The organism is Rhodospirillaceae bacterium, from assembly GCA_018662005.1.
GTDB lineage: Bacteria > Pseudomonadota > Alphaproteobacteria > Rhodospirillales > JABHCV01 > JACNJU01.
This window is the reverse complement of record JABJHA010000019.1, coordinates 26209-46218: the sequence shown is the minus strand read 5'-3', so window position 1 is coordinate 46218 and position 20010 is coordinate 26209. Positions and strand designations below refer to the sequence as shown.

The 20010-nt window shown below is 53.8% G+C and carries 17 protein-coding genes; 12 read left to right on the top strand and 5 right to left on the bottom strand.

What is annotated here, in order from left to right; translation table 11 throughout:
* Nucleotides 1-220 precede the first annotated feature (220 nt).
* The 3 genes from HOL66_09465 to HOL66_09455 form a co-directional block, all read right to left on the bottom strand.
* Nucleotides 221-874, bottom strand: coding sequence for a Crp/Fnr family transcriptional regulator (locus tag HOL66_09465; protein MBT5244464.1), 654 nt, complete (start codon nucleotides 872-874; stop codon nucleotides 221-223).
* Between the two features lie 267 nt (nucleotides 875-1141).
* Nucleotides 1142-1954, bottom strand: a complete 813-nt coding sequence (locus tag HOL66_09460) for a MipA/OmpV family protein (protein ID MBT5244463.1) — start codon at nucleotides 1952-1954, stop codon at nucleotides 1142-1144.
* Between the two features lie 124 nt (nucleotides 1955-2078).
* Entirely contained in the window at nucleotides 2079-2249 is a 171-nt protein-coding gene (locus HOL66_09455) for a hypothetical protein (protein MBT5244462.1), read from the bottom strand.
* On the opposite strand from HOL66_09455, the gene HOL66_09450 reads away from it, so the two are divergent.
* The 4 genes from HOL66_09450 (at nucleotide 2248) to HOL66_09435 (ending at nucleotide 6652) form a co-directional block, all read left to right on the top strand.
* Complete coding sequence (locus HOL66_09450; protein ID MBT5244461.1) at nucleotides 2248-2718, top strand: (2Fe-2S)-binding protein; 471 nt, start codon at nucleotides 2248-2250, stop codon at nucleotides 2716-2718. The genes HOL66_09455 and HOL66_09450 overlap by 2 nt on opposite strands.
* Nucleotides 2715-4934, top strand: coding sequence for a xanthine dehydrogenase family protein molybdopterin-binding subunit (locus HOL66_09445; protein MBT5244460.1), 2220 nt, complete (start codon nucleotides 2715-2717; stop codon nucleotides 4932-4934). The genes HOL66_09450 and HOL66_09445 overlap by 4 nt, the downstream gene beginning before the upstream one ends.
* A 55-nt stretch (nucleotides 4935-4989) precedes the next feature.
* The gene (locus tag HOL66_09440; protein MBT5244459.1) at nucleotides 4990-5628 is read left to right on the top strand and encodes a methyltransferase domain-containing protein; all 639 of its coding nucleotides are present in this window, start codon (nucleotides 4990-4992) and stop codon (nucleotides 5626-5628) included.
* Between the two features lie 94 nt (nucleotides 5629-5722).
* Complete coding sequence (locus tag HOL66_09435; GenBank protein MBT5244458.1) at nucleotides 5723-6652, top strand: helix-turn-helix transcriptional regulator; 930 nt, start codon at nucleotides 5723-5725, stop codon at nucleotides 6650-6652.
* Between the two features lie 20 nt (nucleotides 6653-6672).
* Here HOL66_09435 and HOL66_09430 read toward each other — a convergent pair whose 3' ends face one another.
* Nucleotides 6673-8112 (bottom strand): HAMP domain-containing protein, encoded by a 1440-nt coding sequence (locus HOL66_09430; protein MBT5244457.1) that lies wholly within the window; start codon nucleotides 8110-8112, stop codon nucleotides 6673-6675.
* Nucleotides 8113-8713: 601 nt separating this feature from the next.
* Between HOL66_09430 and HOL66_09425 the strand changes: the two genes are divergently transcribed.
* From HOL66_09425 to HOL66_09390, 8 genes are all read left to right on the top strand, one after another.
* A complete protein-coding gene (locus HOL66_09425; protein ID MBT5244456.1) occupies nucleotides 8714-9487 on the top strand; it encodes a GntR family transcriptional regulator in 774 nt (257 codons plus the stop codon).
* 240 nt (nucleotides 9488-9727) lie between these two features.
* Complete coding sequence (locus HOL66_09420; GenBank protein MBT5244455.1) at nucleotides 9728-11782, top strand: hydantoinase/oxoprolinase family protein; 2055 nt, start codon at nucleotides 9728-9730, stop codon at nucleotides 11780-11782.
* A 2-nt stretch (nucleotides 11783-11784) separates the two neighbouring features.
* Complete coding sequence (locus HOL66_09415) at nucleotides 11785-13461, top strand: hydantoinase B/oxoprolinase family protein (GenBank protein ID MBT5244454.1); 1677 nt, start codon at nucleotides 11785-11787, stop codon at nucleotides 13459-13461.
* A 6-nt stretch (nucleotides 13462-13467) separates the two neighbouring features.
* On the top strand, nucleotides 13468-14625 hold the full coding sequence (locus HOL66_09410; GenBank protein MBT5244453.1) for a mandelate racemase: 1158 nt from the start codon (nucleotides 13468-13470) through the stop codon (nucleotides 14623-14625).
* 23 nt (nucleotides 14626-14648) lie between these two features.
* Nucleotides 14649-15590 carry a TIGR03619 family F420-dependent LLM class oxidoreductase gene (locus HOL66_09405; GenBank protein ID MBT5244452.1) on the top strand — a complete coding sequence of 314 codons (942 nt, stop codon included), beginning with the start codon at nucleotides 14649-14651 and terminating at the stop codon, nucleotides 15588-15590.
* A 3-nt stretch (nucleotides 15591-15593) separates the two neighbouring features.
* Nucleotides 15594-17675 carry an acetate--CoA ligase family protein gene (locus HOL66_09400; protein ID MBT5244451.1) on the top strand — a complete coding sequence of 694 codons (2082 nt, stop codon included), beginning with the start codon at nucleotides 15594-15596 and terminating at the stop codon, nucleotides 17673-17675.
* Nucleotides 17676-17704: 29 nt separating this feature from the next.
* Nucleotides 17705-17911 carry a hypothetical protein gene (locus HOL66_09395; protein MBT5244450.1) on the top strand — a complete coding sequence of 69 codons (207 nt, stop codon included), beginning with the start codon at nucleotides 17705-17707 and terminating at the stop codon, nucleotides 17909-17911.
* Nucleotides 17892-18425: a hypothetical protein gene (locus HOL66_09390; GenBank protein MBT5244449.1), complete on the top strand. Its 534-nt coding sequence runs from the start codon at nucleotides 17892-17894 to the stop codon at nucleotides 18423-18425. The genes HOL66_09395 and HOL66_09390 overlap by 20 nt, the downstream gene beginning before the upstream one ends.
* A gap of 79 nt (nucleotides 18426-18504) precedes the next feature.
* Here the strand turns inward: HOL66_09390 and HOL66_09385 are convergent, their stop codons facing one another.
* A complete protein-coding gene (locus HOL66_09385) occupies nucleotides 18505-20010 on the bottom strand; it encodes an indolepyruvate oxidoreductase subunit beta family protein (protein ID MBT5244448.1) in 1506 nt (501 codons plus the stop codon).

Below are 20010 nucleotides of genomic sequence, written 5' to 3'. Positions count from 1 at the left end.
TGCCGAGACCGGCAACGCGCTGGCCGTCGCGATGACGGCGGCGCCTTTGCCAAGATTATTGATGATGTCTCTGCGTGAAATTGTGGGCGATAGAACCGTCATGGAGAGCCCTCCGTCTCAGAAAGAATTTTACCGATTTATCAGGAATATTCTTAATCAGGAATAACGAAAGGTGCGATGACCTATGTTAACACGGGAGGAATTTTTAAAAAAACATCACTTATTGAAGCCCGGCGTCTAATTCTTCGAGCAGTTGGTCGGGATTATTCACCGTTACGTGACTTCCGGAAAAGTGAATAAGCCCTTCAGCTTCAATTTCGTGGACCAGACGGGAAAGGGATTCGGCTCTGATTCCCAGCATGGAAGCAATGTCGCGACGGGTCAGGGGAAGTTCCATAGACAAACTGCCATCTTCGACAATTTGGCCACACCTTTCGCGGAGGATCATTAGCAAATGGATAAACCGAATGCGGGCTGGCAGGGTGACGGTTTTAAAAAAACGGTCATCGGCGGCGCCAAGGGCTTGCGCCGTGCGCCGAAGGAATCCTGCACCCAGTTCCGGGTTGCTGATCAGCAATTGACGCATGGTTATCTTTGGCAGGAAGCAAATGGCGGCCGCTTTCAGAACTTCCGCACCGGCCCTGTGCTTCTCTCCGGCGAGCAGTGGCCGGTAGCCCAGGGTATCGCCGGGATTGGCCAAACGTAAAAGGACATGGCTTCCTTCTGCGTCAATTTTTCTAACACCGACAAGCCCGCTTTTAACAAGATAGAGGCCCTTGCAGACATCTTCTTCATAGAAAATGGCTTCACCCTCTTTGTAAGTTTTACAAATGGCGCTGTCGTTGAAGTGTTGAATTTCTTCCTGCGACAACACCGACCATTCCGTCCCTTTTGTAAACTGGGGGGTAAGGCAGGGTATTTGGCCTTTGAATTCACGGGGTTCCATTGCCAGGCCTTTCAACGCCGGTGCGCATACTAAGCCAAATTGTCAATTAAATCGCCCCAAACTTGAAATATATACAGGCGGCAAAAATAAACCGGACTTGCGCCACGACCACACATGTACGCAACGTTGTTCGACGTTCGAGGATGCTTGGGTTTGCCTGGGTGGATGTTATTGGGGGTGGGGCCTATTGGTGCATCAGAATCGATAGTTGACGGCAATGCCGCCCAAAAACTGCTTGCTCGAGCCCTCACCGGCGATGGGGCTGTCGGAAGCATCGCCCAGTAAGTACGACGTGCGGACCAGACCCATGATTCCCCAGCGTTCCGTCAAGCTGTACAGGAGCGAAAGATCGAGGCCCACATCCTTTAGGCCGTGGCCGGACTTGAAAGCTGTCAAGCCACTACGCCCCGCATTGTCGGCATCAATGCTGAAGTAAGTTTCCATGTAGTCATTAGAGGCGTAGGTCGCATCCATCCCTGCTGCGAACCTGAGTTTTTTGCTCAAGGGTTTTGCATAGGAACCGCGTAGCGTCAGTAATCTGCCTTCATGAGTTCCCGATACGTCATTGACGAGTTCAATACGGCCCATCAAAGCATCCCGCTCCCCCAATATTCCATTTTTCCGGAGAGCGATAAAAGCACCGGCCTCAATCGCCGTATCAACATCTCGCAAACTGTCTACACGTGCGTTTTCGACGCTGCCTCTGCCCGGACGGAAATTTACGCTCGGACCGGCCATAACAGACAAAGACAAGCTATCGGATAGAATTTCTATCGGCAGCAGGTTCGCCCGCGCCCGCGTCCCCTGGAGTTCAACAAAGTACCCATTGGATTGGACTCGGGCGACCACAAGCGGAATGGCGCTGTAATCTGAGGAGCCCTCATAGTCGGGGGCCAAAGCCGGCCCGATAGCTATGAACCCGTTGACCTTGCCCGTGTTGGCGAAAGCGACACCCGGAAAAACGAGTGAGAGGAATAGGAGTGGGGCAATTAGTATTCGCAACATCATAAGGACCTTTTCATATGGCAGAACCTCTTCAAGAGGCCGTGGAGTTCAAATTCCAATATTTAGTGTGGAGGTCATAATAAGGGGGGGGTATCAGCGGAAATTTGATGATCACGCCAAACATTGCTCAACTCCCTGAACGCTGGATGTCGATCAACTGGGAATTCTCGATTCCGAAGCGACCCCCGGGAGCAAATTTCAACCCACCGACTTTGGCGCGATTATCAAAGTCCTGCAAAATTTCCCCTTCTATGGTGGCGCCATCAATTGAGACGCCGTCAGGAAAGGAAGACGACATGAAGATTGTGGTAAACGGCAAAACCACAACCATACCGAAGGAGTACCGGGATGTCAGATTGCTTGATTTCATTCGCGACTACATCGGCCTCAAGGGCACCAAGTATGGCTGCGGTAAAGGCCTATGTGGCGCCTGCACGGTTCACATTGACGGTGTTGCGACTCGTTCCTGTATCACGCCCCTAGCCCAGACCGAAGGCCGAAATATCACGACCATTGAAGGACTCTCGGGAACCACGACGACGGGGTCTCTCCATCCCGTTCAGAAGGCATGGATTGAAGACGATGTTCCCCAGTGTGGATATTGTCAGTCCGGCCAAATCATGACGGCCGCCGCCCTGCTAAGGCGTAACCCAGACCCGACAATCGAAGAAATTCGCGACGAGATGGCCGGCAACCTTTGTCGCTGTGGGACATATGATCGAATCCAAAGAGCCATCAGCCGGGCAAGCAAAGAGGTGGGAAAATGACCTCCCCCTCCAACGCGTACGTCATCAACCGCCGTGATTTCCTAATGAAATGCGGATGGCTGTCCGCCGGCGTGACCGTTCTTTCGTCCTGCAATTCGATCATGATTGCGCTTCCATCGACCACGGATCCGGAACTGGAAGATTCATTGTCATGGATCCAGGTTCTGCCGGGTGGAAAAGTCCGCTTCTATTGCCCGCGAATGGAGATGGGACAAGCGACCTCCCTTGGGTTGACCCAAGTCGTTGCCGAAGAACTGAATATCGGTCCTCAGGATATAGAATGCGTCCTTCCCGATACCAATCAGACCCCACCCTTCAAGATGACCGTCGGCAGCGAAGGCATCTTCGAGTTTTTCAAACCGGTTTCTTATGGCGCGGCACGGATGCGCGAAGTCCTTCGCCTGTTGGCTGCCGAGAAGTCGGGCTTTCCGACAAACCAGATTACTGAGGACCGCAGAGGGTTTATCCTGCCGGATGGCGGCAAGTTGGACTACGGCGCGCTGGTACCATCGGAGCCAATGATCGTATCGGCGGACGCCTCAGAAAAAACGGATGAGGTGCCGCGACAATACGCCTTCAGGCATATTGGTGAATACAACGCCATCGGCCACCGCTGGAAACCCCCCGAAATGGAAGCGATCGTGACGGGTCAGACCGTCTTCAGCCGCGACACGACTCTTGAAAACATGCTGTACGGACAAGTTGTTCGCCCCCCCGCCTTCGGGGCCATACTTAAAAGCGCTGACGGTCGCGCTGCAAAGGCGATGTCGCACACGGTTTCGGTCATTATCAACACGGATGATAATTTTGTCGGTGTCGTTTCCAGTGACCCTTTCCTGTTGTCAACCGCCATTGATGCCCTGGATGTGCAGTGGGAGTTACCTGAAAATCTGAATCAAGAGCAAATCGACGCCCAGCTCAATGTCAAAACGCTGCGAGTCCGTGATGACTTTGAGCACACCTTGAAAAACTCGGGCGACATTTCTAAGGGTCGCCGCGCCGCAAAACACCGGGCTACGGCCCACTATGGCACATCTTTCGCCTTACATGCCGCAATGGAGCCTAGGGCCGGGCTGGCCTGGGTGAAGGAAGATCGTGTGGAGATCTGGTGCGGCTGTCAGGATCCCTTTTTCGTTCAAAAGCGGGTTGCCCAGGCCATTGGTCGCAATGTTGGCGACGTGGTCGTCCATACCCATCGGATGGGTGGCGGATTTGGCGGGCGCGTTCCGTGTCAGGCCTCGGAAGAGGCCGCGATCCTCTCTGCCGTTGTCGGTTATCCGGTCCGTGTGCAATGGGACCGAGAAACGGAATGTCAAAATAACTACTTTCAACCCAGCTTCTCCCACTTTATCGATGCCGGGGTAACCGCTGACGGGCTGCTCAGCCATTGGCAACACGACTTCGTTTCCTCCCCCATTATCACCGGGTTGGTTCCCCGGAACATCGCCTGGATACTGGACAAGGTGATGGCCGATGAGGGCACGGCGCGCGGAAGCGAGCCCCAATACCGTGTGGCGAATATGCTCGTTCGTTACGCCGATATTCGCACCGACGTTCCCATCGGGGCATGGCGCGGGCTGGGCGCTGCGCCCAATACTTTCGCGATCGAAAGTATGATGGATGAATTGGCGAGCACGGCGAGGCTGGATCCGCTGGAATTTAGATTGCAGAACCTGTCGCCGACAAGCAACAGGCTTGCGAGGGTTTTGCGTCGGGCCGCTCAAATGAGTGGTTGGCACCAACGCCCACTAATAGATCACGGTCTGGGAATAGCGTGTGCAGTCTACAAGGGACAAACCGCCGTGGCCGTCGTGGCCGAAGTCAAAATCGACCACGCGGCGGAAGATGTTCGCATCAACCGAATCTGGTGCGCCCAAGATTGCGGGTTGGTTATCAACCCGAGCCAGGTCGAAAACCAGATTATGGGAAACATCGTCTGGGGATGCAGCATGGCCCTGAAGGAGCGCATTACGATCACCGCCGGCGAAGTCGAGGAGAGCAATTTCGACACCTATGAAATTCTTCGCCACGACGAAACGCCGGAAATGACAGTGGCCCTTATCGATGCGCCTGAACAGCCGCCGGTCGCGGTCGGTGAATCCGCATTCGGCCCTGTCGCCCCGGCCATTGCCAATGCCGTCTTCGCGGCTACGGGGCGGCGAATTCGAAACCTCCCCATCAGCTACGACAGCCTTTTTTCAAACGGTGACGCCTAGTCGTGTCCTTCGGGGAACCCGAAAATATCAGCATTCATAATTTGGAGATTTTAAAGTGCATTCACCGCTGCATCATGGATTCTTGGACAAACTCAATCAACACCTTGAGTTCTACAAGGCCTGGGCCAACAGGCCAAAAATGATCGGAGCTATTGCCCCGACAAGCATTGCACTGGCCAGAAAAATGGCGAGCGTGATCCGTCCGGGCAGCCGGCTGCCGATATTGGAGTTGGGGCCCGGAAGCGGAAGCATCACCAGATCAATTCTGGAACGGGGTATCGCCCCGGAAAATTTGATTTCCGTCGAATTTTCCAAGAGCTTTATTCCCGGATTGAAACACCGCTATCCTGGGGTCAGGTTTGTGCACGGAGATGCGTTCAATATTTCTCAAATCACCAGGAATTTCGGGATCAAGAAATTTGATGTAATTATTTCCGCCCTTCCCCTGCTGAATTTTTCACTTCTTCAGCGGTTTCGTTTCATTCGATTGATGCTCAGGTTTCTCGAGCCGGGTCAGCCGATCGTGCAGTTCTCATACGGACCAAACGCACCGGTTCCCGCTCGTTCCCGGAATTTTGATGTGGCCCATTTGGATACCATCCTATGGAACCTGCCTCCCGCACGCCTGTGGACTTTCCGGCGTCGGGCAGAGGGGATTACGCCCATTGAACCCCTGTGTCTAGATAAGCTTTAATAGCGGATCATTCCAAAAGAAACCGTTCTGCCAAATCATCAGAAGGGAGGTTCCTATTCGAAATTTTGCCAAGGCGAGTATTGCCGATTTAATCATGTTCCATCTTAAAAAGGCGCATCCGGAATTAGTCTCCACGCAACTGAAAGCTGTTGATGCGATCCGGCAAGCGAGCATTTCAACTGATCAGAAAAAGGACCTGGTTAAATTTGTCTGGCGAACGGCAGGACCTAAAACATTATTGGTAACCGGGCAGGAAATCCTGAGCGTAGGTTATGACCCGATCTGGTTCGCCGCTGTGCGTTCGGCAAGCCCGGCCTTGCTGTTCGATAAATGGAAACGCTTTGAGGTGTTCGCCCATTCCCAAAACAGGTTGCGGATCGAGCAAACTGATGACAATCGCGCCACGTTTGGCCGATACACCATCGATGGCGGAACACCGTCGGCGCCTGAAAATCTTCTGATATGCGGTTTGATTATCTCGTTGCTGGAAAAAATCGGCTGCCTCGACCTGCGCTGTGAGATGCCGCTTGGGGATGGTCCGGGTTATTGCATCCGCGAGGGCGATCGTTTCTCCCTCCCTGATGACATAAATTCCCTGGAGACAGCCTCTTGGACGATTGAGTGGAAATCATTCTTGCCCCGCGGTAAAGAGCCAACCTCAGAGTCTAATCTCCCACAAATAGCATTTCCGGAGTCCTGCAATGCGACTACACGGAGCACAATCATGCGCGTGATCCGGCTCTTGATGCTCGATGTTGGCCGGCAATGGAAAGTCAGCGACCTGGCGCGGGAAGCAGGCCTGTCGGCCCGTTCCCTGCAGCGAAAACTCAGCGATGCGGATCTCAGTTTCTCACACCTTGTTCGCATCGTTCGCATTCATGAGGCCTGCCGTCTTCTGAAAGAAAGCGAAGCCCCGATTACCACCATCGCCTTCTGCGCAGGATTTTCCGACAGCGCCCATTTCAGTCGCGATTTTCGCGCCAGCATGGGCATGAGCCCCTCCAATTATCGGGGGGTGATCTGAAATTGCCCGAATCGGCTCGCTTAATCCCCGCTCATTGAAGTTCTAATCGTAAGAGTATTCGGAGACGCAAGATTTTCACTCATCGCCTCCATGCCGTTATGAGCGAGGTTAAGGATGACTTGCTGAATCTGAATGGGGTCAGCGACCACCACGGGCAAGCTCCCACCGATATCCAAGTTGATTTTCTTCCTGTGTTCATGGGCGTCGAAACGAATCAAATCAGCCACATCGTTGATGGTGTAGTTAATGTCAATTTTCTTCCTAACCGGTTCCCCTTTGTGGATTTGACTCCGGATGCGGCGGATGATGCCGGTTGCCCGTTCGGCTTGCTCTTTCATATGTTCCATGTCGGTCAGCATTTCTTCCGGCTTCTCTTCGGACTTACGCAAATTGTCTATGCAAACCTGGGCGTAGCAGGAAATAACGGTTAGGGGCTGGTTGAGTTCATGGGCAAGGCTGGAAGCCATTTCCCCCATGATGCTGACGCCCCCGAAATGCGCCAGCACGTTCCTATGTCGTTGGGCTTCGTTCTCAGCCTGCTTGCGTTCGCTGATTTCCTCTCTCAGTTCCCGAGTCCTTTCCTCAACCCGTCTTTCCAGTTCGTCGTGGGCTTCACGTAGCTTCACCTCGGCCTGCTTGCGCTCGACGGCGTTCTCCCTGAATACCTCGACGGCCTGCGCCATTTCACCTATTTCGTCGCCCCGCCCTCCTTCAGGAATTTTGACTTGAAGATCACCCCTGGCCAACCTTGTCATGGTTTCGGTCATTCGGGCGACAGGGCTAATAGCCATGCGGTTGAGTAGAAAAATACTGAAGGCAGATACGACTATTGAAACAAAAATTGCGATCATGGCGGCGGCCCAAGCAGTCGTAAGATATTCTTTCCTTCTTTCCTTGACGTTCAAGGAAATGGAAAAGGCCCCCAGGATATCGCCTTCCTTCATCCCCATATCGAGGTGACACGAAAGGCAAGACTCCAGTGCGCCAGAGCCCTTACCAAGGATCACCGGCTTGGTGTAACGGAAAAAATCGCTCCCCACCATGCGGGTGACGGGCACACCCGTCCTGATCGCCTCTTGGTCAATCTCGTCCTTGGGGGGTTCGATTCCATAAGATGATTTTTTCCTCTCCTGGAAGGCTAATACCTTTGGCCCCATCACCATCCACAGAGACATATCTTTTGTGGTCTTGGAGAGCTGATCAAATGTCTGATTGAGGGTTTGGATGGCGGGACTGTCGTCTCCTAAGCTGCCACGGCTGATCATGGCTTGGGTATGGACGGATTCGAGAACCGTCAGTACTTGGTGAGCCCTTTTGTCGATGGCTTCCTCAAATTCATAAGTTTCATAATAAATGAAGGCGCTCGCGCTGAAGAGCAACAGCATCACCAGAATTAAGCTGATGATCAATGAGATCTTGGTACTTAAACGCGAGATAATGTACAAGCTGAACGTCTCCATTCACGCGGTGACTTCACCATCTACTACTCTATAGACATTGTCGCCCAGTATACGCTGCTTTGACATAGCGCCAGGTCAAATTCTCGCGATAAACAGGTGGTCGGTCGACACTTTATTGGCATCATAATATGCCGAATTTCTGATATTGATGATGGATAAGAAATGTCTGGTCATGGCTAAAAGCTGACCTTATTTCCGCTACCCAATTATGTCTGCTTTTTTACGGAAAGCGGAAGTCAAAATCACTAAATCCAGATTTCAGATTAAATGTCCGCTTTGAGGAGGCTAAGCGGACATGATTTTGGGGTGGAGTTAACTTTTGTTTTTGACCCTTTCCGGAACTATCAAGAAGGTCAAGTTGACCTATCCCCTTGAACTGGTCATTCACATTGAGAGTTCTGCCGCACGATAATCGCCTTGCCGGGCATAAATGTAGTATACGCTGACCCAGTGGCGCTCGTATAAGTTGGGTTAAGGATTTCGAATCGTCTTTTCAAGAAGCTGATCTTAGGAAATTAGTTGTTCTTGAACGCTAATCACCGTGTTAATCCAAAGGTGCCGACATTTGATAAGGGCACCGAAACCTAATAAAGAGTCATCCATGAGTAAATCCGAGGCGAAATCCCCGATCTATCTTCATGTTGAATCCGTTTTGCGGGAGGAGATTCTTTTGCTTCCGGCCAATACGGTGCTTCCCACAGAACTTCAATATGCCAAGCGTTTCGATACCAGCCGCGTTACGGTGCGCCGGGCGATGGATATGCTGGAACGCAGCGGACTTATTACTCGCCAAAGGGGGCGTGGAACGATTGTTTGTCCGCCGAAGGTTACGCGGCGATTTTCTCCTCTGTACACATTCGAACATGATCTGCATGACCAGGGAATCGAGTTTGAGACCCGGGTTCTGGTACATGATATGGAGGCAAATCCCCCCGAAAATATCCGTAAATGCCTGAACCTTTCAGAAGATAGCATGGCGGGATTTCTCTCCCTGGTGCGTCTAGTGAATGACAGAATCATCTGCCATGACCGTCGTTATTTTCCGCCGGATATAGCTAGAAAATTATCGCCTGAATTAATTCAGCATGGCAACATGTCGCGTGTTCTTGAAGATTTGCAGGGCCAAAGAATAGCAACGACAGACTGGGAAAGTGAGATTATTCCCTCGGCGGGCGATCCCGCATCAGCGTTGGGAATTGCCCCGGGTACATTAATCGTAGAGAACACATTTACGTATTATCTCAATGACGGTTCGGCGATTGAGACGGGTATCATGTGTTACCGTATTGATCGCTGCAAGTTCAAATTCGGCGGTCGTTTTAATGAACCGGTACAGGGTGATGCCGGTGGCCATAATCCCGAAAATCGTTCCTGATATTCGCATTTATTAAATAGAAAATGTTAGTAACTATATGTTTCTTATACAATTTTTAAAGATAGTAACAAATAGGTATTGACTTTTAATACCGGCTAATTTTTAATCTTGAATATTCAGGGGGAAAGTCGTTTGACCTTCTCCTTAATCAACACTCTGGAGATCATTTTCCTTCATCACCAAAACTGAGCTTTACGCCCTAAGGAAGGGTGAGAGACATTACAAGCCGAGGGACAGAAGATGGGAACGGTGCGACTTGGTGTGGACATCGGCGGTACATTTACCGACCTGATTCTACTCGATGAGGATACTGGCCATTATTTGGTAGTCAAAGTTCCAAGCCGCCCAACGGACCCTGCTGGCGCTTTGGTGGAAGCCACCACGCGCAGCATATCAGAAGCATCGGTAGCGCCCGAGTCAGTCGCCATGCTGAATCATGGAACAACGATCGTAACCAATGCCGTGCTTGAAGGAAACTTGGCCCCGACGGCGCTGATCGTTACCAAAGGGTTTCGAGATGTGCTGGAGATTGGCCGACACCTTCGCCCAGACATGTATGATCTTAATCAGGACAAGCCTAAACCTATCGTTCCGCGTGATTTGCGTTTTGAAGTTGAAGAACGCATGGCGCCCGATGGAACGGTTGTGACCCCCCTGAATGCGGAAACCGTGACAGCGGCGATTGCGGCGTTGAAGGCCACGGATGTCAGCGCGGTCGCCGTCAGTTTCCTGCACGCCTATGCCAATCCCGAGCACGAAGCGATGGTTAAGGAAGCATTGAGCAAGGCGCTGCCAGACATCGATATAACGGTATCAACGGATATATGCCGGGAAATCCGGGAGTTTGAACGGACCAGCACAGTGGTTCTGAATGCTGCCGCGACGCCGGTGGTGTCGCGCTATCTGGAGGTTTTAAAGGAGCGCACATCCACAGTGGTGCCCGAGGCCCAGGTTTTGTTTATGCAATCCAACGGTGGCTCGATGACGGTAAACGCGGCGCGGCGCAGCCCTGCCCAGTTGATATATTCCGGGCCTGCCGCGGGCGTTCTGGCCTGTCAATTCGTTGGACGGTTGACCAATCAGCCAAACGTGCTTGGTTTCGACATGGGTGGAACCAGTACGGATATTTCACTGGTTTACCGTGGCGAACCGCTTATGACGACCGAAGCGGATGTTGGGGGGTATCCAGTTAAGCTACCCGTATTGGACATCAACACGATTGGTGCAGGCGGCGGCAGTATCGCCTTTATCAATTCCGGTGGTGGCCTTCAGGTCGGCCCGAGAAGTGCCGGGGCAGACCCTGGACCTGTGGCATATGGACGGGGCGGCACAGAGCCGACGGTCTCGGATGCCAATTTGGTGCTGGGACGCTACAGCCCTGATCGTTTTCTGGGTGGGGAACTGGCGCTGGATCGCGAAGCCTCGTTAGCGGCGATCAAGGAAAAAATAGCCGACCCGTTGGGGCTCGATCCGATAGCGGCTGCTGCAGGAATTTTACGGGTTTCAAACGCAAATATGGAACGCGCGCTGAAGGTAAGTTCGGCCGAACGGGGTTACGATCCGCGCGACTTCACCCTGATTGCATTCGGTGGTGGCGGGCCGGCCCACGGCGCCGCTTTGGCCAGAGAAATCGGATTTCCGTCAGTTCTTGTTCCCAGCGTACCCGGGGTGTTCTCAGCCTTCGGATTGCTGATCGCCGATATTCGACATGATTACGCTCAAAGCTACATTTCCCGCGCCGATCTGGTGTCGCTGGAGGCTGTCTCTGACATTTTTGATTCAATGAAGACGCTCAGCGAGCAAGCTCTTAACGAGGACGCCATCGCAGACGAACAGCGTGAATATTTGAGAACGGCGGATATGCGTTACGTTGGCCAAGCCTATGAAGTCAATGTGCCGGTTCCCGATGGGCCGGTGAACAAAGAATTGATTGCCGCTATTGTGTTGCGTTTCCATGATGAACATCAACGGCAGTTTGCCCATTCATCAATGAGCGATCCGGTGGAATTGGTTAATCTTCGAATGATCGCCATGGGACGCGTTGAAGCTCTGGAACTCAGCAAGAATGAAACGGCTTCCGGCGACAGTGCCCCTGTTAGCCATCGCGAGGTGTACTTTGAGGAGTCTGACGGCTTTGTTAGCTGTCCGATTTATGAGCGATATGCGTTGAAAACAGGAACTGAAATCAATGGCCCTGCTATTCTTGAGCAGCTTGATTGCACAACGGTCGTCCACCCAGGACAAGGGGTTTGCGTCGATGAATGGGGCAACTTGATCATCAGTGTGGGAGATTAGCCGTGGCAATCGATCAAATCAGTTTCAGCGTCTTTCAAAACGCCCTCGTCGGCGTTGCAGAACAGATGTCGGCGATTATCTGGCGGACGTCTTATTCTACCGTTATCCGCGAAATGCTCGATTATTCTACGGCTGTTTTCGACCGTAATGGACGGATCGTGGCGCAGGCCTCGCGCATTCCCATGCATCTGAATTCTATGTCACGCTCTTTGCTTACGACCATGGAACGTGCATATCCGCCGGAAACTTGGGAAGAGGGTGACATCGTTCTCATGAACGATCCTTATTGGGGTGGACAGCATCTGCCTGATATCCAAACGTTCATGCCGGTTTTTGCGGAAGGGCAGATGGTCGCTATCGTCGGCACCCTTGGCCATCATCTGGATGTAGGCGGCATGCGTCCGGGCAGTTACGCTGGCGATGCCACCGAAATTTTTCAGGAAGGCCTGCGCATTCCGCCTATGAAGGTCGCCAGAAACTATCAGCTTGATCCGCGTTTCCTCGATTTATTCGCCGCCAACATCCGTCAACCGGACAAGACCCTGGGCGACCTCAGGGCCCAGACGGCGGCCCTGGAAATTGGCGAGAAGTCGGTGCACGAAATTGTCGATCACTTTGGCGTTGAACAGTTCTGCGAGCTTTCGGACGAAGCCATCGATTCATCGGAGCGCCGCATGCGCGCCTGCCTGAAGGAAATACCCGAAGGCGTCTACGAGGCCGAGTATTTTGTCGATGATGACGGCGTCATCGACGAGCGCATCCGGGTCGCCGTCAAGGTGACCATCGGCGGCGGTGAGATCGCCATCGACTTCGAAGGTACCGACCCGCAGAGAAAAGGCCCCATCAATGCCACCATCTCGTCGACGGAATCGGCGATTTATTATGTCATCATGTCCATAGCGGACGCCACCATTCCGCCTAACTACGGATGTTACAAGCCGATCCGAATTTCGGCCCCGGAAGGCTCGGTTGTCAATGCCCAATCGCCGTCTCCGGTGGTTGGCAGGAACGCCATCACCCATACCATCGCCAATGTCCTGTACGCCGCTTTCTCGAAAGCCATGCCCGACAAAATTCCGGCCGCTTATTACGGCATGTCAAACGTTCATATTCTTTCAGGTGATAGCGAGGAAGAGGGCGGCAAGGGCTGGATATTTTTTGATATCGAAGTCGGCGGCTGGGGAGCCCGGCCAACCAAGGATGGCCCGGATTGCTATTCGCAAGGTATTCACAATCTGGCCAATACGCCCATCGAAATGGTCGAGGCGACGTATCCGTTGCGCTACACTCGCTACGAATTTCTTGCCGATACGGGCGGCGCAGGTCAGTTCCGAGGCGGCATGGGCGTCGCCCGCGACATTCAATTCCTTGATCAAAGCGGCATGCTCAATACCCAGTTTGACAAATTCAAGGTGGCCCCCTTCGGCTTGTTTGGCGGCGCCGACGGGGCTTGTGGTAGCTTGACCCTGGAAAGGCAGGGCGAGGTTGTTAATCTGGCCTCCAAGACCGTTAACCAGGACCTGCGCAAAGGGGATATCATTAGCATGCAGACGCAAGGCGGTGGTGGATTTGGCGACCCTTCCAAACGCGACGAGCAAATGGTCCGGCGCGATCTTCGTGAAGGGAAAGTATCACCACAATGCGCCCAACAAAATCACGGCGTTGGCCCAAAGGAATAGCGAACCATGAAAATTACAAAAGTTGAAACCATCGAAGTTCAACTGCCCAACAGGTGGGAAGGCTACGGCTGGCATGGCCTGCAGATTCCCATTGGTAATTATCTGATTCTGCTGATCGAGACCGATAATGGTCTGGTCGGGCTGGGCGAAGCGCCGACCTTGCCTGACTGGGGTGGTGAGCATCACCGCTATTATGGCGAGGATCCGTATACCGCCGCCCATATGATCGATAAATATTTCAAGCCCATTTTACTGGGCGCTGATCCGCGTAATATATCTTCCCTGTTGGCCCAAATCGATGTTCCCGTGCGCGGCCACATGTGCGCCAAGTCCGCCGTTGATCTTGCTCTCCACGATCTTGCCGGTAAAGCCGCCGGGGTGCCGGTTTACCAACTGCTTGGCGGGGCCATGCGCGAAAGGGCTGAGGTCTGTCACAGTGTCGGCATCGCGACCCCTGAATTTGCCGCCCAGGAAGCCGCCGGCACGGTAGCCGACGGCATCAAGACCATGCAGATCAAAGTCCCCGGCGATCCTGAAACCGATTGCGCCATCATCACCGCCATTCGCGAAGCGGTTGGCGACCGGGTTGATATCTTTCCCGATATCAACCAGGGATACAAAAATCCAAAACAGGCCATTGCCGCCATCCGGGCGATGCAGAAATTCGGCATCTGCGGTGTCGAGCAGCCCCTGGAAGGCCGCCGCCCAATGGCCCGGGTGACCGAAGCGGTCGACGTCATCGTCTGGACCGATGAAGGGGTGTGGACCCCTTATGACGCCATGGAGGTTGTGCGCCAGCAAAGCGCCGATGCGATTTCCATCTACTACACCAAGTCCGGCGGTTTGCAGCGGGCTATGGAGATTGGCGTCATCGCGGCGACCGCCGGAATGCCGGTTAATCTGAACGGGGCCCTTGAAACCGGAGTTGGCAACGCCGGCAACCTGCACCTGATCGCCGCCCTGCGCGGCGAGGTGAAGCCCAACGTGATTCCGGTCACCACCCTGAAGGGCCGTGAAGTTTGTAAAGTCGGGGCGGTATTTTACACCGATGATATCATCACCGAACCTTTCGCGTATGCTGATGGTTTCCTGACCATCCCCGACAAACCGGGGCTGGGGATTGAACTGGATATGGACAAAATTGAAAAATATCGTGTCGCCTGAAGTGTTCGTCGGTTGGAGGCAGCATGTCTGACATTGTCATCGGCATGCATTGTGACGGGGACCCGTGGGAGCCCGAACACTTCAAGTGCGTGGAGGACGTCGGCTTCGATATTTTGACGACCGGCGAGCACATCGTCTTTCATCGCCCCATTCTTGATTCCGTATCGATTCTTGGATATGCGGCGGCGTCCACAAAGTCCATCAAGCTGGCCCCTTCGACCCTGCTGTTGCCGCTTCGCCACCCAACCATGGTGGCTAAGGAGTACGGATCACTGGACGTGTTGTCCAAGGGACGCATTATCCTGACGGTCGGGGTCGGTGGCGATTATCCACGAGAATTTCAGGCCTGCGGCGTGCCCATGAGCGAACGCGGGCAGCGGGCCACCGAAGCCATCGAAATCATCCGCAAATACTGGGCCGGCGAGCGCTTCGATTATCAGGGGAAAATTTTCCAGCTTGAAGACGTTGATATGCTGCCGCTTCCGGTTCAACCCGGCGGGCCGCCGATCTGGGTATCCGGGCGCGCCGAAGGGGCCATGCGCCGGGCCGCCACTCTGGGCGACGGCTGGAACCCCTATATGTATACGCCTGAGCAAACCGGGGAATCCTTTTCAGCCGTCAAGGCCATGGCCCTGGAGGCCGGACGCACCCTGCCCGATGATTTCGGCTGGGCCTGTTTCACCTATTGCTCCATGTATGATGATGTCGAGGAAGCCCGCCAAAAAGCTATCGAAGTTCTGAGTTACCGCTATGACCAGCCGTTCGAAAAAATCGTCGATAAATACGTGGCTTTTGGTCCGCCGGACAAGATCGTCGAAACCCTGTCGCGATATGTGGAAGCGGGGGCGACAAAGATTCTGACCGGTTTGATCATGCCGCCCGATCAGCGCATGCCTTATCTTGAACGCTTCGCCAAAGAGGTGCTGCCGCAATTGAGGAAGCTGACACCCGGCAAGGTCATATGAACGATGCCCACACCTTCCCTGGAACTGTTTTTCAATCCCCGGTCAATCGCCATCATCGGATTGTCACGAGAAGCCCTTAGCGGACCGGTCAGTGTTTTGAACACTTTGCGCGGCTACGGATATCAAGGGTCCGTATCGATCATCAATCCAAACATCAGCGAACCGGTGGACGAAGTCGTCTACCCTGGCGTCGGGGATATGCCCGAGCCCGCCGATTTGGCGATTATTGTGGTCGGTCGTTCGCTGGTGCCGGGAACGCTGCGCGACTGCGCACAAAGCGGTATCCGTGCGGCCATCATCATTACCCAGGGATTCGCCGACGCCGACCAGGAAGGGGCCCGGCTGCAACTCGAGATCATCGAAATTTGCCGTACCTACGACATTCGGGTGCTGGGCCCCAACACCATCGGATTAAGCAACGCCTTCGCCGATTTCACGTCGTCTTTTATCCAGGTCCATAACAGCAAAATACCGGTCGGCATTATTTCGCAGTCAGGACTTTTCATGATGGGCCATCATATCATCAACAACCAGCCCGCCGGGTTCGGCGTGGCCGTTGATCTGGGCAACGCCTGCGATGTCAGCCTTGTTGAAATCCTGGAATATTACGAAAACGATGACAACATCCGGGTCATCCACTGTCATGTGGAAGGCATCAGGGACGGCCCGGGATTCCTGAACGCGGCATCCCGCATTTCCCGCGAAAAGCCGATCATTATGTTCAAGTCAGGCGTCAGCGATACGGGTCGTAACGCCGTCGCATCGCACAGTGGCGCTGTTGCAGGTGAGAACGAAGTCTATCAGGCGGCATTCAGTAGGGCCGGACTGATCAGCGCCTCTAGCGCCGAGGAATTGTGGGTGCTGACAAAGGCTTTTGCGACCTATTCTCCGCCGAAAGGAAAACGCGTCGCGATCATGAGTTTTTCCGGCGGCGCCGCGATAATGGCCATCGATGCTCTGGAGAACGCGGGCCTTGAGCTTGCCCAACTGTCGCAAACCACGATCGACGCCGTGCGACCCTTGTACCCGCCGTGGATGGAAGTTGATAACCCGCTTGATATCTGGATGGCGGTTGCCAGGAATTTTCATCAGACCTACCCGCAGATACTGGAACTACTGATGCAAGATGATGGCGTCGACAGCGTTATCTGTATCTATCCATCGTTCAGCCTGCCCAAGTACGCGGCTTACGATTGTTCCGGCCATATCCGGACCCTTGCAAAGGCCTATCCTGAAAAGCCCGTACTGTGCTGGAGCTACGGTATCGACGTCGAGGGATTCACCGAAAGCATCGAGACCGATGGTAACTGTATGGTCTTTCCGTCCTTAAACGATGTTGCCAACACACTTGTCAAATTGGGCCAGTATGGCGACAGCCGCTTAAAACCGGTTGATGAACCGGGCGTCATCGATGCCAAAATCGGCACGGTGAAAGACATTCTGGGCAAGGCGAAAACCGCCGGGCGGGACTATCTGTTCACCGAAGGCTTCCAAATGCTGCAGGCTTACGGCGTCGAAACCGCAAAATGGCAGTTTCTCACGGATGGTCTGTGGGACCTATCCGACGACATTGAATTTCCCGTCTGCATGAAAGTCGTGTCTGGCGAAATTCTGCATAAATCCGATGTCGGGGGCGTTGTCCTTAACATCATGGATCAGCACGAACTGGTTAATGGTTATGAAAGCTTCAGCGCTTTAGACGCCAAAATTGACGGCGTTTTAATTCAGGAAATGGCGCCCAAGGGCAAGGAAGTAATGATCGGCGTCAAGAAAGACCCTGTGTTCGGACATTGTCTGATATTCGGGGCGGGCGGTGTTTACGCCGAAACACTGAACGATTTTTCATTCCGCCTGGCCCCGATTAGCCGCCGCGACGCCTATCAGATGATCGACGAGATCGCCTTCGCAAAAATTTTAAAAGGGGTGCGTGGTGAAGAGCCGTGCAATCTGCACGCCATTGTGGATATCCTTGAACGGGTGTCACAAATGGTTTGCGACAACCCGGACATTCAGGAACTCGATATCAATCCTGTCATTGTCAACGAACAAGGCGCCCTCATCGTGGATGTCAGAATACTTATTTAAGCGGTGCAGGTGGAGAGGATAAACGCCTGATGAAAGTATTGATAACCGACCACCGCCGAGCGGATATCAGCCTCGAGCGAGAGTTACTTGTCAAGCACAGTCTTGATTTTGCCGTAGCTCAGTGTCGAACCCCTGAACAGGTCATCGGAGTCGCCCCCGACAAGACGCTGACTGGATATCCTGAAGAGAACGTAACCCTATATAAGGACTGGAAAAATGTCGGATCAATTAATTAATGATATGGAAGCTCACCTGGGTGTATCGATGGAATACATGCGTGAAATCAAGCGACACTCGGAAGGCGGATTCGAGAAGTTTGCCAATGTTTTTCCACTTGCCGGCCATCGGGAGGTTATTTCCAAGGAAGCTAATTTTGTCGCTCGTATCCTGGCGACAATTAAGGAGGATTGCGGCACCTGTGCCCAAATAGCGGTTAACAGGTCCATTGATGACGGCGTGGACGGAGAGTTCATCAATTCAGTCATTCAGGGACGCAGAGAGGATCTGAGTGACGAGGTCAGGCTGGTTTATGATTTTGTTCAGGCAACGCTCGACAATGTGCTCGAGCAGGACGGCCTGAGAGAACAGGTCAAAGATCAGTTGGGGGCCGCGGCGCTCGTTGATCTGGGCCTTGCCATAGCCAGCGCGCGGGTTTTTCCGACTGTCAAACGGACCCTGGGGTTTGCAACCACCTGTCAGCGCTTGAGCATCGGAAACGCGAGTTCGCAGGTGGGGACTGGATCGAGTTAATCGACGGAAAGAATTCCTGATTTGAAGTTGGCATCCGGGGGCGATTAAACTGCTTGCGTCCCTGACTGTATAGTTATGCTTATATGTCAGACCGAGCAGTCGAAATATCATCGAGAATGGTCTTAAGCGCCAAACCCTGAGAATCTGTTTGGGCGGCTTGGCGGGCCCTGGCGACATCGTCGGCGCTAACCTGAGCGCCATTGACAGCCGGAATGATCAGGGTATCGGCGATCAAGGTGAAATTACCGGCCCCGCGCTTATAGGTATCGCCGTATCCCTTCACCAAACCCGCACACTTGACCACTTCAAAGGCCAACGCCGGGTCTGTGGAAATCGCCTTGCCAACCAGATGCAGCCAGTGATCGGTCCATGCCTGTTCTTCCCCAAAGCGGTAATTGATGCGCCGAAAACGTCTGAATGCGGCAATCATGCGAACCATGGCGAAACCCAGTATGGTGTCGGTTCGTACCCGCAAGCCGAACTGAATTTTACGCGCTTTTTCGGGATTGGCCCGCGCCCACAGGGTCAGCGGGCGGCCCAAGAAACGCGGCAAGGCGTCAGCGATTTCTTCGGGCCCCGGTTTTAAAAATTCACTGACTTGGACAATTTGCTCAGGTTCAGCCCCAACTTCGCGGCGCACACGGGCAAAGCGCGAAGCGCGGGTTTTTAACTGGGCGACCCGCATGATGTCTTCGTAGGTCATGCGGCGGCCCAGATGGCGCGCCGTTTCGATCATAATTTCCGGGTTGACTTGCGGTAACTTGCACACCCCGTCCAGACGATCAACGAAGGCGTCGGCGTGGGCTGGGTCCTGATAATCAAGGCAGCGCATGGCCGCCTCGAACATGATTGCATGGGCCGCTTGGGGGAAATCGCGCTCGATGCGGGTTTTCAGGCCCTCGGCTTTTCCCTTCGGCGCAGGGGCGGCGGTCGGGCCAGGATCGGGCTCTTTTTGCGCCGAGCTTGACAGGCCGGCGACGAATCCCGCCAGGTTGGCGTCGACGGCTTTTCCGGCTTGCGATATGCCGCGCTCAAAGGTCTCGAGCTTTATTGGAAGCACGCCACTGGCCGCCACGACGCCGAGAAGGACGGCGTTCAGGGCGCTGCCCGCCTGCTCTGCCAATTGCTTCACATCGAGCATGATCGACGCCTTTGACATTTTGTCCACGGCCTTGATGATGGCCTCGTCCCCGAAACGGCCATCGCCCATGATCATTTTTTCGGCCAGCGCGTAGACACGGTGGTTGGAAGCGACGACGGTTGTTCTGGTCGAGCTGACAAAGCCCCGCTTGATGGCGCGGCCGATTTCAAGAAGTTCCGTGGCGATCACCAGATCGACATCGCCGGGCCCCGGATACAGGTCGAAGACAGGTTTCCGGTCATTCAATTCGGAATTGGCGGTTGGAAAAATCTCGATGTAGTAGGAGGTGGCGCCGGTCCGCTGGGCGACGCCGGGAACCGATGTCGCCTGTACCGGCAGGTCCTGCAAACGGGCCGCGTTGACGATCCAGTTGGTCAACGTTCCGCCGCCATCACCACCCAGGGCGGCGATCAGGATTTTGATCGGCGTTTCATTGGCAGCCAT